Annotated in this window: 19 protein-coding genes and 2 tRNA genes; 7 read left to right on the plus strand and 14 right to left on the minus strand. The window is 64.9% G+C overall.

Annotated elements, in window-relative coordinates; genetic code table 11:
• Positions 1-191: 191 nt before the first annotated feature.
• Positions 192-1,523 carry an IS1380 family transposase gene (locus BN2503_RS02160; protein WP_054255006.1) on the minus strand — a complete coding sequence of 444 codons (1,332 nt, stop codon included), beginning with the start codon at positions 1,521-1,523 and terminating at the stop codon, positions 192-194.
• A 261-nt stretch (positions 1,524-1,784) separates the two neighbouring features.
• On the opposite strand from BN2503_RS02160, the gene BN2503_RS02165 reads away from it, so the two are divergent.
• The gene (locus BN2503_RS02165) at positions 1,785-4,637 is read left to right on the plus strand and encodes a bifunctional diguanylate cyclase/phosphodiesterase (protein WP_054255007.1); all 2,853 of its coding nucleotides are present in this window, start codon (positions 1,785-1,787) and stop codon (positions 4,635-4,637) included.
• 78 nt (positions 4,638-4,715) lie between these two features.
• Here the strand turns inward: BN2503_RS02165 and BN2503_RS02170 are convergent.
• The 11 genes from BN2503_RS02170 to uvrB all read right to left on the minus strand — a co-directional run bounded on the left by BN2503_RS02170 (position 4,716) and on the right by uvrB (position 13,633).
• A tRNA-Val gene (locus BN2503_RS02170) sits at positions 4,716-4,790 on the minus strand.
• 40 nt (positions 4,791-4,830) lie between these two features.
• Positions 4,831-4,905 (minus strand) — tRNA-Val (locus tag BN2503_RS02175).
• Between the two features lie 36 nt (positions 4,906-4,941).
• Positions 4,942-5,673 carry a DNA polymerase III subunit epsilon gene (gene dnaQ, locus BN2503_RS02180; protein WP_054255008.1) on the minus strand — a complete coding sequence of 244 codons (732 nt, stop codon included), beginning with the start codon at positions 5,671-5,673 and terminating at the stop codon, positions 4,942-4,944.
• An 88-nt stretch (positions 5,674-5,761) separates the two neighbouring features.
• The gene (gene fdx / locus BN2503_RS02185; RefSeq protein WP_054255009.1) at positions 5,762-6,100 is read right to left on the minus strand and encodes an ISC system 2Fe-2S type ferredoxin; all 339 of its coding nucleotides are present in this window, start codon (positions 6,098-6,100) and stop codon (positions 5,762-5,764) included.
• Positions 6,101-6,117: 17 nt separating this feature from the next.
• The gene (gene hscA, locus BN2503_RS02190; protein ID WP_054255010.1) at positions 6,118-7,983 is read right to left on the minus strand and encodes a Fe-S protein assembly chaperone HscA; all 1,866 of its coding nucleotides are present in this window, start codon (positions 7,981-7,983) and stop codon (positions 6,118-6,120) included.
• 36 nt (positions 7,984-8,019) lie between these two features.
• Entirely contained in the window at positions 8,020-8,538 is a 519-nt protein-coding gene (gene hscB, locus BN2503_RS02195; RefSeq protein WP_054255011.1) for a Fe-S protein assembly co-chaperone HscB, read from the minus strand.
• Between the two features lie 188 nt (positions 8,539-8,726).
• Positions 8,727-9,050, minus strand: a complete 324-nt coding sequence (iscA, locus tag BN2503_RS02200; RefSeq protein ID WP_054255012.1) for an iron-sulfur cluster assembly protein IscA — start codon at positions 9,048-9,050, stop codon at positions 8,727-8,729.
• A gap of 5 nt (positions 9,051-9,055) precedes the next feature.
• Positions 9,056-9,460, minus strand: a complete 405-nt coding sequence (gene iscU, locus BN2503_RS02205) for a Fe-S cluster assembly scaffold IscU (protein ID WP_054255013.1) — start codon at positions 9,458-9,460, stop codon at positions 9,056-9,058.
• 21 nt (positions 9,461-9,481) lie between these two features.
• Entirely contained in the window at positions 9,482-10,702 is a 1,221-nt protein-coding gene (locus BN2503_RS02210; RefSeq protein ID WP_054255014.1) for an IscS subfamily cysteine desulfurase, read from the minus strand.
• Between the two features lie 82 nt (positions 10,703-10,784).
• Positions 10,785-11,321 (minus strand): Fe-S cluster assembly transcriptional regulator IscR, encoded by a 537-nt coding sequence (gene iscR / locus BN2503_RS02215; RefSeq protein WP_054255015.1) that lies wholly within the window; start codon positions 11,319-11,321, stop codon positions 10,785-10,787.
• 215 nt (positions 11,322-11,536) lie between these two features.
• Complete coding sequence (gene uvrB, locus BN2503_RS02220) at positions 11,537-13,633, minus strand: excinuclease ABC subunit UvrB (protein ID WP_054255016.1); 2,097 nt, start codon at positions 13,631-13,633, stop codon at positions 11,537-11,539.
• Positions 13,634-13,850: 217 nt separating this feature from the next.
• On the opposite strand from uvrB, the gene BN2503_RS02225 reads away from it, so the two are divergent.
• Entirely contained in the window at positions 13,851-15,047 is a 1,197-nt protein-coding gene (locus BN2503_RS02225; protein ID WP_054255017.1) for an amino acid aminotransferase, read from the plus strand.
• A 188-nt stretch (positions 15,048-15,235) separates the two neighbouring features.
• Here the strand turns inward: BN2503_RS02225 and ygiD are convergent, their stop codons facing one another.
• Entirely contained in the window at positions 15,236-16,111 is an 876-nt protein-coding gene (gene ygiD / locus BN2503_RS02230) for a 4,5-DOPA-extradiol-dioxygenase (RefSeq protein WP_054255018.1), read from the minus strand.
• A gap of 102 nt (positions 16,112-16,213) precedes the next feature.
• On the opposite strand from ygiD, the gene BN2503_RS02235 reads away from it, so the two are divergent.
• The 3 genes from BN2503_RS02235 (at position 16,214) to BN2503_RS02245 (ending at position 18,983) form a co-directional block, all read left to right on the plus strand.
• Positions 16,214-17,104 (plus strand): CoA transferase, encoded by an 891-nt coding sequence (locus BN2503_RS02235; RefSeq protein WP_054255019.1) that lies wholly within the window; start codon positions 16,214-16,216, stop codon positions 17,102-17,104.
• Positions 17,101-17,748, plus strand: a complete 648-nt coding sequence (locus tag BN2503_RS02240; RefSeq protein ID WP_054255020.1) for a cold shock and DUF1294 domain-containing protein — start codon at positions 17,101-17,103, stop codon at positions 17,746-17,748. The genes BN2503_RS02235 and BN2503_RS02240 overlap by 4 nt, the downstream gene beginning before the upstream one ends.
• A gap of 140 nt (positions 17,749-17,888) precedes the next feature.
• Entirely contained in the window at positions 17,889-18,983 is a 1,095-nt protein-coding gene (locus tag BN2503_RS02245) for an NHL repeat-containing protein (protein WP_054255021.1), read from the plus strand.
• A 153-nt stretch (positions 18,984-19,136) separates the two neighbouring features.
• On the opposite strand, the gene BN2503_RS02250 is transcribed toward BN2503_RS02245, so the two are convergent.
• Positions 19,137-21,599, minus strand: coding sequence for a YgiQ family radical SAM protein (locus BN2503_RS02250; protein WP_054255101.1), 2,463 nt, complete (start codon positions 21,597-21,599; stop codon positions 19,137-19,139).
• A gap of 204 nt (positions 21,600-21,803) precedes the next feature.
• On the opposite strand from BN2503_RS02250, the gene BN2503_RS02255 reads away from it, so the two are divergent.
• The gene (locus tag BN2503_RS02255) at positions 21,804-22,922 is read left to right on the plus strand and encodes a branched-chain amino acid ABC transporter substrate-binding protein (protein ID WP_054255022.1); all 1,119 of its coding nucleotides are present in this window, start codon (positions 21,804-21,806) and stop codon (positions 22,920-22,922) included.
• 338 nt (positions 22,923-23,260) lie between these two features.
• Positions 23,261-24,187 (plus strand): high-affinity branched-chain amino acid ABC transporter permease LivH, encoded by a 927-nt coding sequence (gene livH, locus BN2503_RS02260; RefSeq protein ID WP_054255023.1) that lies wholly within the window; start codon positions 23,261-23,263, stop codon positions 24,185-24,187.
• Positions 24,188-24,198: the final 11 nt, after the last annotated feature.

Below are 24,198 nucleotides of genomic sequence, written 5' to 3' on the forward strand. Positions count from 1 at the left end.
TTTCACGTATGTAGCCAACGGCCTGCGCAGCGGGGCATCGCGGCGCGGATTTGAGCGAGCAAGGCCACGATGTTGGCCGCAGCCATGGGTGTGATGGTTGGCATGCGCAATGCGGTCGCACTGACCCCCACCCCGGCTTGGGTTGCGGGCCGTTTTTGTGTCATCGCGCCGGCCAGGCGCTGCTGGTGTGTTCAGGGTGAGCGCAGTTGGCTCATGGCGTGCGCGAAGGTCTGCGCACTGGGCCAGTTGGAGGCCAGGTACAGGCAGATGCGCCGCGTGTTGCGCGTCACCACTGCCGCCACCTTGAGCAGCTTGATGCGCAGCGTGTCGATCTGCGCCGTGGCCAGCTCTGTGCCCTGCAACGCCAACGCGCGCAGCCTCTCTACCAGCACGTAGCCCAGCGCGGCCAACAGCATGCGCAGTTGGTTGGAGCGCAGCACATGGCAGCTCGTGCGCGTGGCGAACAGCCCTACCTGCGCTTCCTTGATCCGGTTCTCCGCCTCGCCGCGCTGGCAGTACACGCCGTCGTACAGCGCCTGGGGATCACCGGCAAGGTTTGTCACGATGAAGCGCGGGTTGCAGCCTTGCGCGCCCCATTCAAGCCGCGTGATCACGCGCCGCTCGTGCGGCCAGCTCTGTGCGGCGTAGTCGAATTCATCGACCATGCGCTGTTTGGCCCCGCTGCGCTCGTATTCGTCTTTCATTGAGAGTTCGGCAAACGCCACGCGCGCCTGCAGCCGTGCATTGCGCGCCAGACCCACGATGTAGTGCACGCCGGCGCGCTCGCACCAGTTCAGGATGCGTTGGCGGCAGAACCCGGAGTCGGCCCGAAACACGATGCGCACCTGCGGCCAACTCTGGCGCAGTCGGCGCACCAGCAGCTTGAGGATGGCCCCAGCGTGCTGCGCCGCATCGATGTTGCTGGGCCGCAAGTAGGCGCACAGCAGTTGCTGGCCACAGAACACGTACAGGGGCAGGTAGCAGTAGCTGTCGTAGTAACCATGGAAGAAGCGTGCCTCCTGCTGGCCGTGCAACGGGTTGTCGGTGGCATCAAAGTCCAGCACCAACTCTTCGGGCGCGCTCTCGAAGCTGGCGATGAACTGATTGACCAACACCTCGTGCAGCCGCCACGCCGTGGCACGGTCGGCCCATTTCTCCAGTCGGCAAAGCGTGGGCGCGCTGGCAATCTCGTGGTCCACGCCAACAGCCGTCTGCACAGCCACGTCACAGCGCAGAGCACCGTGGTCGTTGAGGTCTTCCCAGCCCAGCGCCAGGCCGTACACCCGCTGGCGCAACATGTCGCGCACGTCGTGCGTGATCAGTAGCGGATTGCGCGGATCGGCGATGCAGCGCGCCGCCGCATCCATCAAGCCCAGCTTGCGATCGACCTGGCCAAGCAACATCACGCCACCATCGCTGGTCATGCTGCCGCCGTCAAAACGCCCCTGCACCACGCGTCGGCCCAACCGGCCAAAGTCCATGCTCCCAACGTCAATTTCTTCGGTACAGTTTGGCTTCGGCATTGCCCGCTCGTTGATCAAGATTCGACACCTGGATTTTCGGGCACACAAGGGCAATGCCGTCCTCGTTTGTGGCTCTACTACGGTGAAATATCCGGGCTAACAGCTCTCAAAATAAGAGCAATCTTTATCGTTCGACACGCCTTTCACGTACTCACCCACACGCTTGGCTTTCGCATTCCGTACAGGCGACTGGATGGCGAGGTTTTTTGTGTCCAGCTGTGGCTTACCGCTACATTTAGCAAAATCGCCCCTCTGCACTCCATGCCACTGCACCCCAGCCACCAACCCGAAGCACGCCTTGCGCTGCCTGCGGTCATTGCCCTGGCGGCCCTCCTGCCGTTGGTCTTGCTGGCTCCTTTGTCCACGCCATTCAGCGGCACGGCCAGCTACCTGCCGCTACACATGGCACTGGAGACTTTGGCCATCGCCGTCACGGCGCTGATTTTTGGCGTGGTGTGGAGCTTGCGCCGTGAACGCATGCCTTACAACGCCCTGTTGTTGGCCTGCGCCTTCCTCGGGGTGGGGTTGCTGGATTTTTCGCACATGCTGTCCTACGCGGGCATGCCGGACTTCGTCACGCCCAGCTCCCCGGAAAAGGCCATCCAATTCTGGTTGAGCGCTCGGCTGCTGGGCGCCCTGGCACTGCTGGCAATCGCCTTGCCCCGGGACACGCGGAACGTGGCATGGCCTGCTTGGGCCGTACTCTCCACGGTGTTGGCCCTTGTGGCGGCGCTGCACGCGCTGTTTTTCATCTACCCGCAGGCGCTGCCGCGCACCTTCGTAACAGGCGAAGGGCTGACCGCATTCAAGATCGGCTTTGAGTACGCGCTGATTGCCCTGAACCTGATCGCCGCCGCGCTCCTCTTCCACCGCATGCGGCAGCCGCGCAGCTTCAACGCAAGTGGCCTGTTCGCCGCGGTCTGCACGATAGCCATGAGCGAGTTCTTCTTCACACGCTACGGCGGTGTCACCGATGCCTACAACCTCGCTGGCCATGTCTACAAGGTGTTGGCGTATGCCTTCCTGTACCGTGCAGTGTTCGTGGAGGCCGTACAGCGGCCCTACACCCTGCTACACGATTCGCGCCGGCAACTGGCTGCGACACTCGACGCGCTTCCCGATCTCCTGCTGGTGATGGATGCGCAGGGCCGCTACCTTGAAGTGCATGCAGCCCGGGCCGACGAGTTGGCCATGCCGACCGCGCAGTTGCGTGGGCGCACCGTGCACGAAACCCTTCCAGCCAAGGCTGCCGACACCGTGCTGGCGGCCATTGCGCAGGCGCACGAACATGGGAGCTCACATGGCAAGGTCATTGAGCTGGCACTCGAAGCAGAGCGAAAGGCATGGTTTGAGCTCTCCGTCGCGCGCAAGGCAGCCCAGCCGGGTGAGGACGAGCATTTCATCATCATCTCGCGCAACATCACGGACCGGCAGGAGACGGAGCAGGCTCTGCGCAAGCTGTCCCTGGTGGTGGAGCAAAGTCCCATCTCGCTGGTCATCACCGACCTACATGCGCGCATCGAGTACGTCAATGCAGCCTTTACCCGTACCAGCGGCTACAGCGCAAACGAAGCGGTGGGACAAAACCCGCGCATCCTGCAGTCGGGCAGGACTCCGGCATCGACCTACCAGGCCATGTGGGCCCAGCTGACCCAAGGCAAGCCCTGGCAGGGTGAGATGATCAACCGCAACAAGGCTGGCCAGGAATACTTCGAATCGGTGCTGATCTACCCGGTGCGCAACAGCGAGGGGCAGGTCACCCACTACCTAGCCCACAAGGAAGACATCACCGAAAAGAAACGCACAGCGGCACGCATCCAGCAGCTTTCGCGGCACGACCAGCTGACAGGGCTACCCAACCGCAGCCTGTTGCACGAACATTTCCGCCACGCCACGGCCAGCGGGCAGACCCTGGCTGCACTGTGGATTGACCTGGACAACTTTAAGGACGTGAACGACTCCCTGGGCCACAGCATAGGCGACATGCTGCTGCTGGAGATGACACGCCGCCTGCGCTCCAGCCTCCAGACCCAGGACATTCTGTCGCGCCACGCTGGCGATGACTTCATTGCCCTGCTGCCGGCCAGCAGCCAGCACGCGGCCGCCGCACTGGCCGAGGAGCTGCTCGCCACCCTGTCGCAGCCCGTACAACTGGCGGGACAGGAAGTCTCATGCACGGCCTCTATCGGCATCGCCCTCTACCCTACGGACGCTGAAGCCTTCGAAGCACTGCTGCACCAAGCCGAGACCGCGATGTACCGCGTCAAAGAAGACGGCCGCAACAGCTACTGCTTCTTCACCGCAGCCATGCAAGAGCGCTCAGCGCGCATCCTGGCCCTGGGCCACGCCCTCAAGCAAGCGCAGCAGCGCGGCGAATTGCATCTGGTGTACCAGCCGCAGATGTCCCTCACGAACGACTCCATCGTCGGCGCCGAGGCATTGCTACGCTGGAACTCACCGCAGTGGGGTGCGGTGTCTCCAGGCGAATTCATCCCCATTGCAGAGTCCAACGGACTCATCGTTGGCATTGGCGAGTGGGTTCTGCGCAGCGTGTTGGCGCAGTTGCGTGCCTGGCTGGACCAGGGCCTGCCGCCCATCACAGTGGCGGTCAACCTCTCCGCCGTGCAATTCAACCAGCCTGACCTGCCCGAGTTCGTCGGCCGTCTGCTCGAAGAAGCGGGCGTGCCACCCTCCTGCCTGGAGCTGGAGCTCACTGAGGCCATGGCCATGAAGAACCCCGAGGCTGCAGCCCAACAAATGCGCGAACTCAACCAACGCGGCATCCGGCTGTCGATTGACGATTTCGGTACAGGCTACTCATCGTTGAGCTATTTGAAGCGCTTTTGCATCCACAAGCTCAAGATCGACCAGTCGTTCGTGCGCGACATCGGCAGCGACGCCGACGACCAGGCCATTGCCACCGCCATCGTCCAGCTGGCACACAGCATGGGCCTGTCCACGATCGCCGAAGGTGTGGAAACGGCCGAGCAACTGGCCTGCCTGCGCTACCGGGGCTGCGACGAGATCCAAGGCTACTATTTCAGCCGACCGCTGCCCCCGGCGCAATTCGAGCAGTTCGTACGCGCAAGGATGGGGGCCCCGGTTCAGGCGTGACGGCGGCGGGGCTATCGGTCTCGACGTCTGCTGAAAAGGTAAAAAAGAAAGGCCTGGAAAATCCAGGCCTTTTTGGTTTGGTGGGTGATACATGGATCGAACATGTGACCCCTGCCGTGTGAAGGCAGTGCTCTACCGCTGAGCTAATCACCCCTGAAGCTGCTTCTTTATCGCAGCAGCTTCATGAAAACGATGGTGGGTGATACATGGATCGAACATGTGACCCCTGCCGTGTGAAGGCAGTGCTCTACCGCTGAGCTAATCACCCATTGTCTTAAACAATTACGTTTGCGACAGCCTCCAATTATGGCACAGCTTTTTCGTTGCTCTCATAAAAGCGCCAAATTGTTTTACCGCCGCTGGCCTTGTCGATCTGCGCCAGCACGTCCTCGTGCGCCGCCTGCTCCTGGGCATTGGCGCGCAGCACTGGTAGCTGGAAGCCGCGCAGATCGATGTGTGCGGCCTGCGGGCCCGGAGTGCTGCTCTCCTGCGCGTCATCCGTCATCAACAGGGCATCCTGCCCGCGCGTGAGGTTGATGTAGACGTCGGCGAGCAGCTCGGCATCGAGCAAGGCACCGTGCAAGGTGCGGCCAGAATTGTCCACGTCCAGGCGGTCGCACAGCGCATCAAGCGAGTTGCGTTTGCCCGGGAACATCTCCTTGGCCATCGCCAGGGTGTCGATGATGCCGCTCACGTAGGTGGTGAACGGTGGCCGCCCGAGTAATTCCAGCTCCTTGTTGATGAAGCCGACGTCGAACGCCGCGTTGTGGATGATGATCTCTGCGCCCTGCATGAAGTCCAGGATCTGGTCGGCTACTTCGGCAAATTTGGGCTTATCGCGCAGAAAGGCGGTGGTCAGCCCGTGCACACGCAGCGCGCCCTCGTCGCTATCGCGCTCCGGGTTGATGTACAGGTGCAGGTGGTTGCCGGTGAGTTTGCGGTTCACCAATTCGACGCAGCCGATTTCAACGATGCGGTCGCCGTTCTCAGCCGACAAGCCGGTAGTTTCCGTGTCGAAGACGATCTGGCGGCTCATAAGCGCCCCCAGGCTTGGCACTGCGCGCCCTCGCCGCCCCCAGCCATGGGGATAAACATTTGCTTGGGATAGCCCGGCGCTGCACGCATCAGTGGTTTTCCTTGGCGTGGTTGATCGAATACTTGGGGATCTCCACGGTCAGATCCTTTTGCGCCACGATAGCTTGGCACGACAGGCGCGACTGCGGCGTCAGGCCCCAGGCGCGGTCAAGCAGGTCTTCCTCCTCCTCCTCGGCCTCGTTGAGCGAGGCCAGCCCTTCACGCACGATGACGTGGCAGGTGGTGCAGGCGCAGCTCATGTCGCACGCATGCTCGATGGAGATGCCGTTGTCGAGCAATGCTTCGCAGATCGAGGTCCCAGCGGGCGCGGTGATCTGCGCGCCTTCGGGGCAATACTCGGCGTGGGGCAGGACTTTGATGGTCGGCATGTGGAGAATTCGGTTCGTTAGAAGGATTGCACGCTCTTGCCAGCCAGCGCGTCGCGGATGCCGCGGTTCATGCGCTGGGCGGCGAAAGGCTCGGTGCCCTTGGCCAGGGCTTCGGTAGCGGCTTCAATGGCGGCGGCGTCCTGCACCTCCAGCACAGCGCGCACGGCCTGCATCAGCGCGTCGATGGCCGCGCGCTCGCTCGGCTCCAGCAGGTCACCATCCGCGTCGAGCGCGCTTTGCGTCGCCAGCAGCATGCGCTGGGCGTCCACTCGGGCCTCCACCACGGCGCGCGCTTGCATGTCGTCCTGCGCGGTGGCAAAGCCCTCCTGCAGCATGCGCGCAATCTGCGCGTCCGACAGGCCGTACGACGGCTTGACGTTGATGTGCGCCTCGACGCCGCTCGTCAGCTCCTTGGCGCCGACCGACAGCAGTCCGTCCGCGTCGATGGTGAAGGTGACGCGGATGCGCGCCGCGCCCGCGGCCATGGGTGGAATACCGCGCAGCTCAAAGCGCGCAAGGCTGCGGCAGTCCTGCACCAGATCGCGTTCGCCCTGCACCACGTGGATGGCCAGCGCAGTCTGGCCGTCCTTGTAGGTGGTGAAGTCCTGCGCGCGTGCGGTGGGAATGGTCTCGTTGCGCGCCACGATACGCTCGACCAGCCCCCCCATGGTCTCGATACCGAGCGACAGAGGAATCACGTCGAGCAGCAGCAAGTCGCCTGCCGCGCTGTTGCCAGCGAGCTGGTTGGCCTGGATGGCAGCACCCAGGGCTACGACCTCATCAGGGTTCAGGTTGGTCAGCGGTGTGCGACCGAAGAACTCGCCCACGGCACGCTGGATCTGCGGCATGCGGGTGGAACCACCTACCATGACCACGCCTTGCACTTCATCCTTGCTCAATTGGGCATCGCGCAGGGCGCGGCGCACCGCCGCCAGCGAGCGCTGGGTGAGCGCCGCAGTCGCTGCCTCGAAATCTGCGCGAGACACGTCAAATTGCACGCTATCGCCCGCCAGGCAAGCGCTGAATGCTACGGTTTCTGCAGTTGTAAGCGCCTCTTTGCAGGTCCGTGCTGCCATGCGTGCGGCGGCCTTGTCGGCCGGCGTGTCGGCGCTGCGGCCCAGGCGCTGCAGCGCCCAGTCGGCCAGTGCAGCGTCGTAGTCGTCGCCCCCCAGGGCGGAGTCGCCGCCGGTGGCGATGACCTCGAACACGCCCTGCGTCAGGCGCAAGATGGAAATGTCGAAGGTGCCGCCACCCAGGTCGTACACCGCGTAGACGCCCTCGGAGGCGTTGTCCAGGCCATAGGCAATGGCGGCGGCCGTGGGTTCATTGATGAGGCGCAGAAGGTGGATACCGGCGAGCCGGGCCGCGTCTTTGGTGGCCTGGCGCTGCGCATCGTCGAAATAGGCTGGCACGGTGATGACCGCGCCGTACAGGTCTGCGTCGAAGCTGTCTTCAGCACGCTGGCGCAGCGTGGCCAGGATCTCGGCGCTCACCTCCACCGGCGACTTCACGCCGTCCGCCGTGGCGAGGCTGACCATGCCGCCCTGCCCGCTTTCCTGCACGAAGTCGTAGGGCAGCTTGTCAGCACCAGCGATGTCGGCCAGGGCACGCCCCATAAAACGCTTGGCGGAGGCCACGGTGTTGCGCGCGTCCTGCGCCTGGGCCAGCACAGCCTCGTAGCCGATCTGGCGACCACCGCCCTGCAGGTAGCGCACCACCGAAGGCAGCAGCAAGCGGCCCTGGGCATCGGGCAGGCATTCGGCTACGCCGCTCTTCACGGCGGCCACCAGGGAATGCGTGGTGCCCAGGTCAATGCCGACCGCGATGCGCCGCTGGTGCGGGTCGGGGGACTGGCCGGGCTCGGAAATCTGCAAAAGCGCCATGGAATCTAGGAAGGGGTGAAAAGATAGGGCAACTTGCTATTGTCCCAGTTGCTCTCGGCGGCGATCGACATCCTGCGCAAATCGCGCAAGGAACATGAGGGCTCTGACCTGCTGGGCGGCACCGGCCCAGTCCTGCTGCTCGTCCAGCAGCGCGCCCACACGCACCAGCGCCGCAGTGCGCGCCTGCTCAACCTCGTCTTCCAGCGCATCAATGGCCGCCGTACCGTCCGCATCCTCCAGCGCTTCGCGCCAGGCCATCTGCTGCATCAAGAAGGTCGCAGGCATGGCCGTGTTGTCCTCGGCGCGGATGGGCGCGCCGTGCAATTCGCACAGGTAGGCCGCGCGCTTGAGCGGGTCCTTGAGGCGCTGATAGGCCTCGTTGATGCGCACCGACCACTGCATGGCCACGCGCTGGGCCGCAGCGCCCTCGGCGGCAAAGCGGTCGGGGTGCGCCTGGCGCTGTAAATCCTTCCAGCGCGCGTCGAGCTGGGCGCGCTCCTGCGCGAAGCGGCGCGGCAGGCCGAAGAGTTCAAAGTCGTCGGATTGCAACTGCATGGTGAAGCTATGCTCTTAAAAAGTGAGCTGCTTGCGCTTTCCCAATAACGTTTTACACATCTTTCGATGCGTAAAACCTTACCAATCAAGCGCTAGCAGCTATCGTTTTTGATGTACCTGCCCACATCCCGACAGAAAAAAACCGCCGGCACGGCATGCGGGCGGTCTGGCGGTTGTGCAGGAGCGCGTCACACGCGAAAGCTCTCCCCGCAGCCGCAGCGGTCACGTTCGTTCGGGTTGTTGAACTTGAAGCCTTCGTTCAATCCCTCGCGCACGAAGTCGAGTTCGGTGCCGTCGATGTAGGCCAGGCTCTTGGGGTCAATCAACACCTTCACCCCATGGTTCTCGAACACGATGTCTTCGGGCGCCGCCTCATCCACGTACTCCAGCTTGTATGCCAGGCCAGAGCAGCCCGTGGTCTTGACGCCCAGGCGCACGCCCAGGCCCTTGCCGCGCCGGCTCAGGTAGCGGTTCACATGCCGGGCAGCAGCTTCCGTCAGCGTGATGGCCATGGCGCTCACGCGGCCTCGGCAGCGGCGGCGCCGTGCTTGGCCTTGTAGTCATTCACCGCAGCCTTGATGGCGTCTTCCGCCAGGATGGAGCAGTGAATCTTCACCGGCGGCAGTGCCAGCTCCTCGGCAATGGCGCTGTTCTTGATCTGGGCCGCCTCGTCCAGCGTCTTGCCCTTGACCCATTCGGTCACGAGCGAAGAGGAGGCAATGGCGGAGCCGCAGCCATAGGTCTTGAAGCGCGCGTCCTCAATGATGCCGGTATCGGGGTTGACCTTGATCTGCAGCTTCATCACGTCGCCGCAGGCCGGGGCGCCCACCATGCCGGTGCCCACGGTGTCGTCGCCTTTTTCAAAAGAGCCCACGTTGCGGGGGTTTTCGTAATGGTCAATCACTTTGTCGGAGTAAGCCATGTCGGTTCCTTTGGATTTTGGTCAGTGCGCTGCCCACTGAATGGTGCTGAGGTCCACACCATCCTGGTACATCTCCCACAGCGGGCTGAGCTCGCGCAGCTTGGCGACGTTTTCGCGGATGGTGGCGACGGCGTAGTCGATCTCTTCCTCGGTCGTGAAACGGCCGATGGTCATGCGCAGGCTGCTGTGCGCCAGCTCGTCGCTGCGGCCCAGGGCGCGTAGCACGTAGCTGGGCTCCAGGCTGGCTGAGGTGCACGCCGACCCGCTGGAGACGGCCAGCCCCTTGATGCCCATGATGAGCGACTCGCCCTCGACGAAGTTGAAGCTCATGTTCAGGTTCTGCGGCACACGGTGCTCCATGCTGCCGTTGATGAACACCTGCTCGATGTCCTTCAGGCCGTCCAGCAAGCGTTGCTGCAGGACGCGGGCCTTGGCGTTCACCTCGTTCATTTCGAGCTTGATGATGCGGAAGGCCTCGCCCATGCCGACGATCTGGTGCGTGGGCAGCGTGCCCGAGCGCATGCCGCGCTCATGGCCGCCGCCATGGATTTGTGCCTCCAGGCGCACACGCGGCTTGCGGCGCACGTACAACGCACCCACACCCTTGGGGCCATAGGTCTTGTGCGCGGTCATGCTCATCAGATCAATGGGCAAGGCCTTCATGTCGATCTCGACGCGGCCCGTTGCCTGTGCGGCATCGACGTGCAACAGAATGCCCTTATCGCGGCAGATGGCACCAATGGCGGGGATATCCTGGATTACGCCGATCTCGTTGTTCACGAACAGCACGCTGACCAGGATGGTATCGGGGCGGATTGCGGCCTTGAACGCGTCAAGGTCGAGCAGGCCGTCCTCCTTCACATCCATGTAGGTCACCTCGAAGCCCTGGCGTTCCAGCTCGCGCATGGTGTCCAGCACGGCCTTGTGCTCGGTCTTGAGCGTGATGAGGTGCTTGCCCTTGCCCTGGTAGAAATGGGCCGCTCCCTTGAGCGCAAGGTTGATCGACTCGGTGGCGCCACTGGTCCACACGATCTCGCGCGGATCGGCGCCGATCAGATCGGCCACCTGGCCGCGGGCCTGCTCAATGGCCTCTTCGGCCTCCCAGCCCCAGGCGTGGCTGCGCGAGGCGGCATTGCCGAAGTGCTCGCGCAACCAGGGGATCATGGCATCGACCACCCGGGGGTCAACCGGGGTGGTGGCGCCGTAGTCAAGGTAAATCGGAAAATGGGGTGTCATATCCATGGCTGGCTCTAGAACGGAATCTGGCTGGCGTACGAGCGCTAAACGGTCACCGCAAAGGCGCCGAGCGCACGAGCCCTGTCGCTCAGGACTTGGCGAACGCGTTGCCCAACGCAAACACGGAATTGGGCGCGTTCACACGGATGGGCTTGACCACTGGCGTGGTGGAAATGGCGCGGCGCACCACCGGCTTGTCCTCGATTTGCACGCCCTTGGCGAGCTGCTCGTCGACAAGCTTTTGCAGCGTGACCGAATCCAGGAACTCGACCATGCGCTGGTTCAGCGCAGACCACAGGTCATGCGTCATGCAGCGGCCGGAGTCGCCAAGGCAGTTTTCCTTACCACCGCACTGGGTGGCGTCGATGGGCTCGTCCACCGAGACGATGATGTCGGCGACGGTGATGTCACCCGCCTTACGGGCGAGCGTGTAGCCGCCCCCCGGGCCGCGCGTGGACTCCACGAGTTCATGGCGACGCAGCTTGCCAAAGAGCTGCTCCAGGTACGACAGCGAGATCTGCTGGCGCTGGCTGATGGCCGCCAGTGTGACGGGGCCGTTGTTCTGGCGCAGGGCCAGATCGATCATGGCGGTGACCGCAAAACGGCCTTTGGTAGTGAGACGCATCGTGGGGCTCCTTTGGTCAGGATGTATTCGTTGCAGGGATGGCCGCGACGTCCGGCAAGGACGCACCCGGCACGCCGGTAGCTCTTGCACCACCCCGGATCAGGAGCGACTCCCTCGCAATAAGCTGATTTGTTGACTGTTTTGTAGGAGTATACCACAAAGCCCTATTGATTTTGTCGGACAAGCACGACAAAGCCCCGACACCCCCTCACCACCTACGCCGGCACATCCCCGCCATGCGCGCCAAAGGCGCGGTCCTTGAGCAGCGCCAACTGGTCGCGCACCCGCGCTGCCTGCTCGAACTCCAGGTTGCGCGCGTGTTCCAGCATCTGTTTTTCCAGCCGCTTGATCTCCTTGGCCATATCCTTCTCCGACATGTCAGCCACCTTGGCGCGCTGCAGTGCGTCCTGCGCCAGACGTTCTGCCTCCTTGCCCGCTTTTTCGCTGTAAACGCCATCAATCAGGTCTTTCACCTGCTTGACAATCGCGCGCGGCTGAATTCCGTGCGCCGCGTTGTGCGCGATCTGCTTGGCACGGCGGCGTTCGGTCTCCCCCATGGCCTTCTTCATCGACTCGGTAATGCGGTCGGCGTACAGAATGGCCTTGCCGTGCAGGTTGCGCGCCGCACGGCCAATGGTCTGAATCAGGCTGCGCTCGGCGCGCAAAAAGCCCTCCTTGTCAGCGTCGAGGATGGCAACGAGCGACACCTCGGGAATGTCGAGCCCCTCGCGCAGCAGGTTGATCCCCACCAGCACATCGAACGCACCCAGGCGCAGGTCGCGGATGATTTCCACACGCTCCACCGTATCCACGTCCGAATGCAGGTAGCGCACCTTCACGCCGTTGTCGGTCAGGTAGTCCGTGAGTTGCTCGGCCATGCGCTTGGTCAGCGTGGTGATGAGTACGCGCTCATTGCGCTCCACGCGGATGCGGATTTCCTGCAGAACGTCATCCACCTGGTGAGTGGCCGGGCGCACTTCAATCTCCGGATCCACCAGGCCGGTCGGCCGCACCACCTGGTCAACGACCTGGCCAGAGTGCTGCTTTTCGTAGTCCGCTGGCGTGGCGGACACGAACACCACCTGGCGCATGCGCTGCTCGAACTCCTCGAACTTCAGCGGCCGGTTGTCCAGCGCCGACGGCAGGCGAAAGCCATACTCCACCAGCGTGGTCTTGCGTGCCCGGTCACCGTTGTACATGGCGTTGAGCTGGCCAATCATCTGGTGGCTCTCGTCCAGAAACATCAACGCGTCCTTGGGCAGGTAATCGATCAGCGTGCTTGGCGGTTCGCCCGGGGCGGCGCCCGAGAGGTGGCGCGTGTAGTTCTCGATGCCCTTGCAGTGCCCCACTTCGCTGAGCATTTCCAGATCAAAGCGCGTGCGCTGCTCCAGGCGCTGGGCTTCGACCAGCTTGCCCTCGGCCACGAAAAACTTCAGGCGCGCCTCCAGCTCCTGCTTGATGGTTTCAACGGCCGCCAGCACCACGTCACGCGGCGTCACATAGTGGCTGCTGGGGTACACAGTGAAGCGCGGGATCTTCTGCTGGATGCGCCCCGTGAGGGGGTCAAACAGTTGCAGGCTATCAACTTCGTCGTCGAACAACTCGATGCGCACCGCCAGCTCGGAATGTTCGGCCGGAAACACGTCAATGGTGTCGCCGCGCACGCGGAACTGGCCGCGGCTGAAATCCTGGTCGTTGCGTTGGTACTGCATGCGGATCAACTGGGCGATCACGTCGCGCTGGTTCAGGCGGTCGCCAGCGCGCAGCGTCATCACCATGCGGTGGTAGCTCTCGGGCTCGCCAATGCCATAGATGGCCGACACGGTGGCCACGATCACCACGTCGCGCCGCTCCAGCAGGCTCTTGGTGCATGACAAGCGCATCTGCTCGATGTGCTCGTTGATCGCGCTGTCCTTCTCGATGAACAGGTCGCGCTGCGGCACGTAGGCCTCGGGCTGGTAATAGTCGTAATAGCTGACGAAGTACTCCACTGCGTTCTTCGGAAAGAACTCGCGGAACTCGCTGTACAGCTGCGCGGCCAGTGTCTTGTTCGGAGCAAAGATGATGGCCGGCCGCCCCAGCCGGGCAATCACATTGGCCATGGTGAAAGTCTTGCCCGAACCCGTCACCCCCAGCAGCGTCTGGAAGGCCTCGCCGTCGCGCACCCCCTCCACCAGCTTGGCGATCGCCTCCGGCTGGTCGCCTGACGGCGGATACGGCTGGAACAGCGCAAAAGGCGAATCCGGAAAGTGCACGTACTGCCCCGCCACAGGCGTGCCATCCGTGGGCTGCGTGACAGGGGGCGTATTCATGGGCAACTCCGTGCAATGGGCAAACGATTGAGTTTACGGGGGCCAAAGGCAGCTTTTCAGGCAGGGGCTATGCACAGTGCCCTGGTGGAGCGCGGGCAAGGCATGCATAAACGACTGGCTGCCTTCATCCCAAAGACCAGGGCAAGGATCAGGCCCGCATGAAACAAGGGCAGCGCTAGAATCTGAGGCTTCGTCTCTAACCGATTGCACACGCATCATGTCCCTTTTCTCCGCCGTCGAAATGGCCCCCCGCGACCCCATCCTGGGGCTCAACGAGCAATTCAACGCTGACACCAACCCCAACAAGGTCAACCTGGGCGTGGGCGTGTATTTCGACGACAACGGCAAGCTGCCCCTGCTGCAATGCGTGCAGGCGGCAGAAAAGGCCATGATGGACAAGCCCGCCGCGCGCGGCTACCTGCCCATTGACGGCATCGTCGCCTATGACAACGCCGTCAAGGCGCTGGTCTTTGGCGCCGACTCCGAGCCCGTTACGTCGGGCCGCGTGGCCACCGTGCAGGCGATCGGCGGCACCGGCGGCCTGAAGATCGGCGCCGACTTCTTGAAAAAGGTCAGCCCCAACGCCAAGGTGCTGATCTCCGACCCGAGCTGGGAAAACCACCGTGCCCTGTTCACCAACGCCGGCTTCACGGTAGACACCTACGCCTACTACGACGCTGCCAAACGCGGTGTGAACTTCGACGGCATGCTGGCCAGCCTGAATGCCGCCGCCCCTGGCACTATCGTCGTGCTGCACGCCTGCTGCCACAACCCCACCGGCTACGACATCACCCCCGCGCAGTGGGACCAGGTCATCGCCACCGTCAAGGCCAAGGGCCTGACCGCCTTCCTCGACATGGCGTACCAGGGCTTCGGCCACGGCATCGCCGAGGACGGCGCCGTGATCCAGAAGTTCGTCGCCGCCGGCCTGAATTTCTTCGTCTCCACCTCGTTCTCCAAGAGCTTCAGCCTGTATGGTGAGCGCGTCGGCGGCCTGTCGGTGCTGTGCACCGACAAGGAAGAAGCCGGCCGCGTGCTGAGCCAGCTCAAGATCGTCATCCGCACCAACTACTCCAACCCGCCCACGCACGGCGGCGCCGTGGTGGCCGCAGTGCTGAGCAACCCCGAGCTGCGCGCACTGTGGGAAAAGGAACTGGGCGAGATGCGCGTGCGCATCAAGGCCATGCGCCAGAAGCTGGTCGACGGCCTCAAGGCTGCCGGCGTGCAGCAGGACATGAGCTTCATGACGCAGCAGATCGGCATGTTCAGCTACTCTGGCCTGAGCAAGGAACAAATGGTGCGCCTGCGCAGCGAGTTCGGCGTGTACGGCACGGACACCGGCCGCATCTGCGTGGCTGCGCTCAACAGCAAGAACATCGACTACGTCTGCCAAGCCATCGCCAAGGTTATCTAACGGCACACTTTGGCGGCGCAGCGCCGCCTAACCCAAACGCCCCGAAAGCCGATTGATCCGGCTCCTTCGGGGCGTTTGTCGTTTTCATCCCCCAAACTGCACGCCCAGCCTCAACCGCAAGGCACTGCCCAACGCCAGTGCAGTGGCAAAACCGCGGCCATCGCCACAGGCCAGGGCGGTTAGAAGGGTCATGGGGCCGCCCCTTCCCACAGCATCGAACGCATAGAAAGCGACGCTGCCTGGAACCCCGTATTGAAGAAGCGCGGCACATCGCCCGTCTGCACCGCGCCGGCCGCGTACAGCAGCGGCAAGAAATGGTCGTGCGTGGGATGCGCCAGTTGGGCCACCGTGCCCCACTGGGCAAAACCTGCGAGCGCGTCCAACTGCCCGCTCTTGACCAGATCGGCCACGCGCGCGTCAAACCCGCTGGCCCAGGTATAGGCGGCGTTGATGCCTGTTCCCATGCGCATCGCCGCCAGGTTGTGCACCACGTTGCCGCTGGCCACGATGAGCACGCCGCGCTTGCGCAGAGGCGCCAGCTGCCGCCCCAGCGTCAGGTGCTCAACGGGCGGGCGCGCGTAGTCCATGCTGAGCTGCACCACCGGAATGTCCGCCGCCGGGAACATGGGCTTGAGCACGCTCCAGGCGCCATGGTCAAGGCCCCACTCGTTCTCATCCCCGCCCTCGTCCACGCCCAGCGGCTTGCCCGTGGCGGGCGAGCGCAGTTGCGCCGCCAGCGCCCGCGCCACGGCGGGCGCGCCCGGCGCGGGGTACTGCTGCTCGAACAGGATGCGCGGAAAGCCGCTGAAATCGTGCAGCGTGCGCGGCCGCGCCATGCCCGTGAGCCACCAGCCGCCGCGCGTGAGCCAGTGCGCCGAGATGCATAGGATGAGCTGCGGCCGCACCGGCCGCGCCAGCAGCTCGCGCCCCAGGTCGCGCCAGGTGTGGTGCCAGGCGTTTTCCTCGATCGCGTTCATCGGGCTGCCATGGCCCACAAACAATACCGGCAGGCGCGGCGAGGGTTGCAGGGCCAGCAGCGGCGCGGCATCGGGCGGTGAATTCATCGAAACTCCGGCACAAGGGCAGCAAAAAGAGCGGCAGCAGCATACCGCCACAGGCCGCCATTTTGTTTGTATAACCGCCTGTCTCCTTTTTGACCTACCGCCATGTCACTCCAGCCCCTCCAGCCCCTTGCCCAGACCCGCATTCTCAGCCTGGCCCTCAACCTGCCAGGCCCGGCCGCCTTGCTGCGCTGCCGCGACATGGGCGCCGAGTGCACCAAGCTGGAGCCCCCCGCACCCGCCGGCCACGCCAGCGCCGACCCCATGGCGGTGTACTGCGCACCGGCCTACGTCCAGATGCACGAGGGCGTGCGCGTACTACAGGCCCACCTGAAGACCCCCGAAGGCCAGGCAGCCCTGCACACCGAGCTGGAGCGCAGCGACGTGCTCATCACCTCCTTCCGCCCCTCGGCCCTGGCCAAGCTCGGCCTGGGCTGGGATGCGCTGCAGGCGCGCTACCCGCGCCTGTCGCTGGTGCGCATCGTCGGCGCTGCGGGCGCGCGCGCCGAAGAGGCCGGGCATGACCTGACCTACCAGGCCGAGGCAGGGCTGGTAAGCAGCACCGCCATGCCGCCCTCGCTCTACGCCGACATGGGCGGCGCCCTGGTGGCCAGCGAAGCCGTGCTGCAAGCCCTGCTGGCGCGCGCCCGCAGTGGGCGCGGCGTGTGCATCGAGGTGCCGCTGGCCGATGCCGCGCAGTGGCTCGCCCTGCCCCGCCACTGGGGCCTGACCGCTCCCGGGGGCGACACCGGCGGCGCCCATGCAGGCTACCGCGTCTACCCCTGCGCCGATGGCCTGGTGGCCCTGGCCGCACTGGAGCCCCACTTTGCCGCGCGCCTGTGCGAGGCCGCCGGCCTGCCGCCCGATGCCGACCCGCGCGCCGCCGCCACGCACGAAGGCGTGGCGCGCTTCGTCCAGGGGCAAAGCCGCGCGGCGCTCGACGCACTGGCCCAGGCACGCGACATTCCGCTGTACACGCTGAACGGCGGCGCATGACGGCGCAAGGCACTGTGCGCAGCTGGAACACCGAAAAAGGGTTTGGCTTCATCCAGAGCGCCCACAGCAACAACGTGTTTTTTCATGTGCGCGACTTTCGCGGCGCCGGTGCACCTGCCGTGGGCATGGCCGTGGTGTACGAGGAAATTCAGGTCGGCGGCAAAGGCCCACGCGCCATGCAGGTGCGTTCCGCCACAGCGCCAGCACCCGCCGCGCCACGGCCCCGGCAGCCCGCCAGGCCCCAGCGCCGCGACATGCAGGCCCCCGCCGGCAGCAGTCTGGCCGTGACGCTGATGCTGCTGTGGCTCGGCCTGCTGGCCTGGGGCGCTGCCACCCGCGCGCTGCCGCCGTGGGTGCTGGGCGCCCTGGGCCTGCTCAACGCGGCCACGTGCCTGGCCTACGCACTGGACAAGGACGCCGCGCGGAAAGGCCGCTGGCGCACCAGCGAAAAGCACCTGCACCTGCTCGCCGTGCTGGGCGGCTGGCCTGCGGCGTGGTGGGCGCAACAATGGCTGCGCCACAAATCGTCGAAGGCGGAATTCCGCGCGGTGTACTGGGCCACGCTGCTGCTGAACTGCGCGGCGCTGGCGGTGCTAGTATGGCGGCCCGCCTGGGCACGGCCGTTTTTACTCTCTTTTCAATAGCTCGCACCGCTTCATTGGCAAGGAACAGGGCCTGAAAAGTACCTGAAACGCTGATGCACCAAGCGCTGCCAGCGCTCGTACCATCAAGACCTCTGCCCCGCCCTTTGCGGGGTAGCCCCCTGCCACGAGGTGTCCAACCCATGCGATTACAGAAACTCTCCCCTCTTTTCGTTCTGCTTCTGGCCGCCTGCGGCGGCGGTGGCGGCGGTGACAACGGCACGCCCGCCAGCGAAAGCCGTGTGCTGCTGGAGCGGGTGGCCGGTTCAATGGACGACAGGTCAGGCACCACGGCCACCGATCCAGTACGCGGCTGCGTTGACGGCCCGGCCACGGACATCCTCCTCGGCTGGGGCCGTGCCCTGGCTATCGCGGCGAACGGGCAGACGCTGTACCTCGATGAGCGCGGCATGTGCGATGGGCGCTATCGCATCCGCCAGCTCGACCTGGCCACCGGCAAAGTCACGACGCTGGCCACCAGCGCCGAGCGGCCCGCGCCGGACGCGCCCGTGCCGGTGCAGTTGACGGGCTTTCTCACCCCCTCCGCGCTGGCGCAGGCGCCGGACGGCACGCTGCTGATTGCCGACAGCGAAGTCTTCGACGGCAGCCTGACCCTTTCCTCGCGCACGCGGCCCGGGCTGGGCAATGGCGTGTGGGCGCTGGCGCCTGACGGGGCGCTGCGCCAGGTGGCCGGGTTCGCCCAGCCTACGGGCACGCCCATGGCCGATGGCACGGGGGCGGGCGCGGTCTTCGAGTCGATTACCGCCCTCTGCGCCGACGCCCAGGGCGGCTTCTACGTCGAAGACCTGGGCCGCGTGCGCAGGCTGACCGCCGATGGCACGGTGCAGACGCTGGCCGACACCCAGGGCCAGCGCTTCCATGGCCTGTATTGCGGCCCGGCAGGCCAGGCCCTGACGAGCACGCGCCAGGCAGACGGCACCTACCGGCTGGTGGCGCTGCCCTCGGGGCTGACGCTCGGCGCCTGGGACGCGGCGAGCGCCCCCTATGCCCCGGCGAGCGCGCAGACGGCATGGGCCTGGGCGCCCGGGGCGTTGTTCCTGGCCGATCTGGAAAGCGGCAAGGGCCTGCCGGGCACGCGCGTCCCGCTCAATGCCTCGGGCCAATTGCAGATCGCGGGCCAGGCATACACCCCCGACCGCGAGGCGCTACGGGCGGCCAGCGGCGAAGTGGCCTATCTGCGTACCACCTACGGCATCGTGCGCATGACGTACCGGTGAAGCCAGCGCTATCGAATCGGTAGCTTCTGGCGCTTGCTGGAGCTGTGTTTGCGGCGCATTTGATCGGGAAATCGAAGCACGGAAAGCGCCAGCAGCTACTGAAAGAATAGCGCCAGTTCATGAAGCTGCTCGCGGCATGCGTCCCCGGTCCAGCTACCGCCCCTTCTTCCGTGGCTTGGCCGCGCCCGTCGCACGCGGCGGCAGGCCGGTGTGCTGCGTGAGCACCTGCCCGGGCCGCGGGTCGGCGCGGCGAAAGCGCACGTCGCCCTGCGGCTCCTGCACCTCCCGCGCTTCCTGCGTGCGGCGGCGCAGCGCCACGGCCTTGCCGTCCTTGTTCACGGTGTAGCCGAGTCCGCCGCCTTTGCCCTTGGGCGCAGCACCGGCCTTGGCTGCTGCGCCAGACGTGCCGCAGCCAGTCATGGGCTGGAAGGTCGGGATCAGGTGGTGCTTGCCATTGCCAATGAGGTCAGCGCGGCCCATGGCCTTGAGCGCCTCGCGCAGCAGCGGCCAATTGGCCGGGTCGTGGTAGCGCAGGAAGGCCTTGTGCAGGCGGCGGCGCTTCTCGCCGCGCACGATGTCCACGCGCTCGCCGCGTTCGTCGCGGTGCACGCCCTTGAGCGGGTTGTAGCCCGAGTGGTACATGGCCGTGGCCGTGGCCATGGGGCTGGGGTAGAAGGTTTGCACCTGGTCAGCGCGAAAGCCGTTCTTCTTCAGCCAGACGGCGAGGTTCATCATGTCCTCGTCGCTGGTACCAGGGTGCGCAGCAATGAAGTACGGGATCAGGTACTGCTTCTTACCCGCCTCCTCGGTGAACTTCTCGAACAGCACCTTGAAGCGGTCGTAGTTGCCGATGCCCGGCTTCATCATCTTCGACAGCGGCCCGGCCTCGGTGTGCTCGGGGGCGATCTTCAGGTAGCCGCCCACGTGGTGCTGCACCAGCTCCTTGATGTAGGCGGGCGAGCGCAGCGCCAGGTCGTAGCGCAGGCCGGAGCCAATGAGGATTTTCTTGATGCCGCGCAGCGCCCGGCCGCGGCGGTAGATGCGGATCAGCGGGTCGTGGTTGGTCGTCAGGTTCTGGCAGATGCCGGGGAAGACGCAACTGGGCTTGCGGCAGGCGGCCTCGATCTCAGGGCTGCGGCAGCCCAGGCGGTACATGTTGGCCGTGGGGCCGCCGAGGTCGGAGATAGTGCCGGTGAAGCCCTGCACCTTGTCGCGCACATCCTCGATCTCGCGCAGGATGGAGTCTTCCGAGCGGCTCTGGATGATGCGTCCCTCGTGCTCGGTGATGGAGCAGAAGGTGCAGCCGCCAAAGCAGCCGCGCATGATGTTGATGGAGAAGCGGATCATCTCCCACGCCGGGATCTTGGTTGCGCCGTCGTGGCGGCCGTACTCGTCGGCATAGCGCGGGTGCGGGCTGCGTGCGTAGGGCAGATCGAAAACCAGGTCCATCTCGGCCGTGGTCAGCGGGATCGGCGGCGGGTTCAGCCACACGTCGCGTGCCGTGGCGCCCTCGCCATGGGCCTGTACCAGGGCGCGGGCGTTACCGGGGTTGGTCTCCAGATGCAGCACGCGGTTGGCGTGGGCGTAGAGCACCGGGTCGCTCTTGACCTGCTCGTAACTGGGCAGGCGCACCACGGTTTTGTCGCGCGGCGGCAGGTTGCGGCGCGCAGCCAGAGCCGGGTTGGGTACGAACTGCACTGGCTGGGCCACCGGTTTGGCATCTTTTTGGCCTCCAGCGCTTGCCTGACAAGCGCTGGCAGCTCCTGAATCAGGAGCATCCCCCTGGGCGCAGCTGCTGCCCTGGGCCGAGGCTTGCTCGCTGGTGGTCTGGTAGGGGTTGATGAGCGCGTCGATGCGGCCCGGCGTATCGACGGTACTGGAGTCAATCTCGAACCAGCCATGGCTGGTTTCGTCGCCCGGACGGCGCACGAAGGCGGTGCCACGCACGTCGGTGATGCGCTCCACGGGCTCGCGCGCGGCCAGGCGGTGCGCCACCTCAACCAGGGCGCGCTCGGCATTGCCGTAGAGCAGCAGGTCGCACTTGCTGTCCACCACGATGGAGCGGCGCACCTTGTCGCTCCAGTAGTCATAGTGGGCGATGCGGCGCAGCGAGCCCTCGATGCCACCGAGCACGATCGGTACATCCTTGTAGGCCTCGCGGCAGCGTTGGCTGTAAACGATGGCAGCCCGGTCGGGGCGTCGGTTGCCCTCGGCACCGGGGGTATAGGCATCGTCGCTGCGGATCTTGCGGTCGGCGGTGTACCGGTTGATCATGGAATCCATGTTGCCCGCCGTCACGCCCCAGAACAGGTTCGGCCGGCCCAGGGCCTTGAACGGCTCGCTGCTGTGCCAGTCGGGCTGGGCAATGATGCCCACGCGAAAGCCCTGCGCCTCCAGCACGCGGCCGATCACGGCCATGCCGAAGCTGGGATGGTCCACGTAGGCGTCGCCGGTCACCAGAACCACGTCGCAGCTGTCCCAGCCAAGCTGCTGCATCTCCTCGCGGCTCATGGGCAGGAATGGTGCCGTGCCAAAGCGCTTGGCCCAATAGGGGCGGTAGCTGCCCAGCGGCTTGGCGTCGCGCGGGAAAAAGGAAACGTCTACGGGGGCGTTCATGGCTGGCTTCAAGGGAGGCGTGGGCGGGCGCGCCAGTGTAGTGGGCCGGGCCTTGGCGGGGCTGGCCTGGGGTTTCTCCTTGATCCAGCGCGAAAAGGAGCCCCCATGGAAAACGGTAGACTTGCGGTCTTCGCTCAGGCGGGCCAAAAAACCAAGAGTTTTTGTGCCAGCGCCTTTTTGTTCATCCAGGTACCAGGAGACACCATGAATACCCCCTTTCGCATGAAGACCGTGGCAGCAGCCCTTGGAATGGCCGGCGCGCTGTTCGCCGCAGGCGCACATGCCCAGATCAAGATCGCCGTGGTCGGCCCCGGCACGGGCCCCGTCACCCAGTACGGCGACATGGTCAAGGAAGGTGTCAATACCGCAGTTGAAATGGCCAACGCCGCTGGCGGCATCAATGGCAAGAAGATCGAGATCGTGGCCGTGGACGATGCTTGCGAACCCAAGCAAGGTCCTGTGGCTGCCAACCGCGTCATCAACGACAAGATCCACTACGTGGTCGGCCCCGTGTGCTCGGGCGCCAGCATTGCCGCCGCCCCGATCTACAACAACGAGGGCGTGGTCGTCGTGACCCCCTCGGCCACCTCGCCCGCACTGACCGAGGGCAAGAACTACCACTTCATCTTCCGCACCATTGGCCGCGACGACCAGCAAGGCCCTGCCGCCGCCAAGTTCATTGCCGAACATGTCAAGCCCAAGAAGGTTGCCGTGCTGCACGACAAGCAGTCCTATGGCCAGGGCATCGCCTCCTCGGTGCGCGACGACCTGAAGAAGGCCGGCGTGGCCGTGGCGCTGTTTGAGGGCATCAACGCCGGCGACAGCGACTACTCTGCCGTCATCACCAAGCTCAAGAGCGCAGGCGTGGACTTCGTGTACTACGGTGGCTACCACCCCGAAATGGGCCTGCTGCTGCGCCAGGCCTCTGAGCAGGGCCTGAAAGTGCGCATGATGGGCCCCGAGGGCGTGGGCAACCCCGAGGTGAACGCCATCGCCGGCCCCGCCGTGGAAGGCATGCTGCTGACGCTGCCCGCAGACTTCGCGTCCAACCCCAAGAACGCCGCCATCGTGAAGGCCTTCAAGGACAAGAAGCGCGATGCCGCCGGTGCCTTCCAGCTGTCGTCGTACGCCGCAGCGCAGGTCATCATCGACAGCATCAAGGCGGTGGGCGACGATCCCGCCAAGGTGGCCGACCATATGCACAAGGCCACGTTCGAGACGCCCATTGGCCCCGTGAGCTGGAACAAGGGCGGCGACCTGAAGTCCTTCGACTTCCAGGTCTTCCAGTGGCACAAGGACGGCACCAAGTCGGTCGCCAAGTAAGCGCATAGAACGTGTTTGCGACCTTTTCATGGTGCCCGCAAGGCAGCAAAGCGCCACAACCTAGGCGCGCGCCGCTGGTCATGCTGGCGGCCTGGCCAAGGTGCGCAACGACGGGTGCGACGCTTTGCTGCCTTGCCCGGAGGGTTGCCCCGCAAAGGCGGCATTTGCGGCGTTGCAAATGCCGCCTTTGCGGGGCAACGGGCACTATGAAAAGGTCGTAAACACGTTCTTTTCCCCGCCCCGACACCCACCCCACAAGGGACAGCGGTGGTCGGGGCTTCGTATTTTCCGGGGTATCACCCCTTCTTCGTTTTCTTCTCTTTATCGAGAGGCCCAGGATGTCTGAACTCCTGCCGCAGCTGGTACAGCAGCTCTTCAACGGCCTGTCGCTCGGAGCGATCTATGCGCTGATTGCCATCGGCTACACCATGGTGTACGGCATCATCGGCATGATCAACTTCGCGCACGGCGAAATCTACATGATCGGTGCCTATGCGGGCTTGGTTACGCTCGCAGCCATCGGTACGCAAAGCGGCCTGCCGGTGGCCGTGGTGATTGGACTCATGCTGCTCATGGCCGTGCTCGTCACGGGCGTATATGGCTTCGTGGTCGAACAGGTGGCCTACAAGCCCGTGCGCAACGGTCCGCGCCTGGTGGCGCTGATCTCGGCCATTGGCATGTCGATCTTCCTGCAGAACTGGGTGGCCCTGGGCCAGGGCGCGCGCGACATGGCCGTGCCCTCGCTGCTGCCCGGCGCACTGCGCTTTGGCACAGAAGGCGGCTTTGAGATTTTCGTGCCCTACACCCGCGTGCTCATCATCGCCGTGACGGTGGTGCTGATGATTGCTTTGACGCTGTACATCAAGCACTCGCGCATGGGCCGTGCCTCGCGCGCCTGCTCGCAAGACATGCACATGGCCAGCCTGCTGGGCATCGACACCAACCGCGTGATCTCGTTCACGTTCATCCTGGGCGCCATGCTGGCCGCTGTGGGGGGCGTGCTGATTGCGCTGGCCGTGGGCAAGCTCAATCCGTTCATCGGCTTCATTGTCGGCGTCAAGGCGTTCACGGCAGCGGTGCTGGGCGGCATTGGTAGCATCCCCGGCGCCATGCTGGGCGGCGTGCTGCTGGGAGTCGCCGAAACGTTCGCCGCAGCCTACATCTCGTCGGAATACAAGGACATCGTGGCCTTTGGCCTGCTGGTGCTGATCCTGCTGTTCCGCCCCACTGGCCTGCTGGGCAAACCTGAGGTGGAGAAAGTCTGATGAGCGCCGCC

Source organism: Paenacidovorax caeni (assembly GCF_001298675.1).
Classification (GTDB): Bacteria; Pseudomonadota; Gammaproteobacteria; order Burkholderiales; family Burkholderiaceae_C; genus Paenacidovorax; species Paenacidovorax caeni.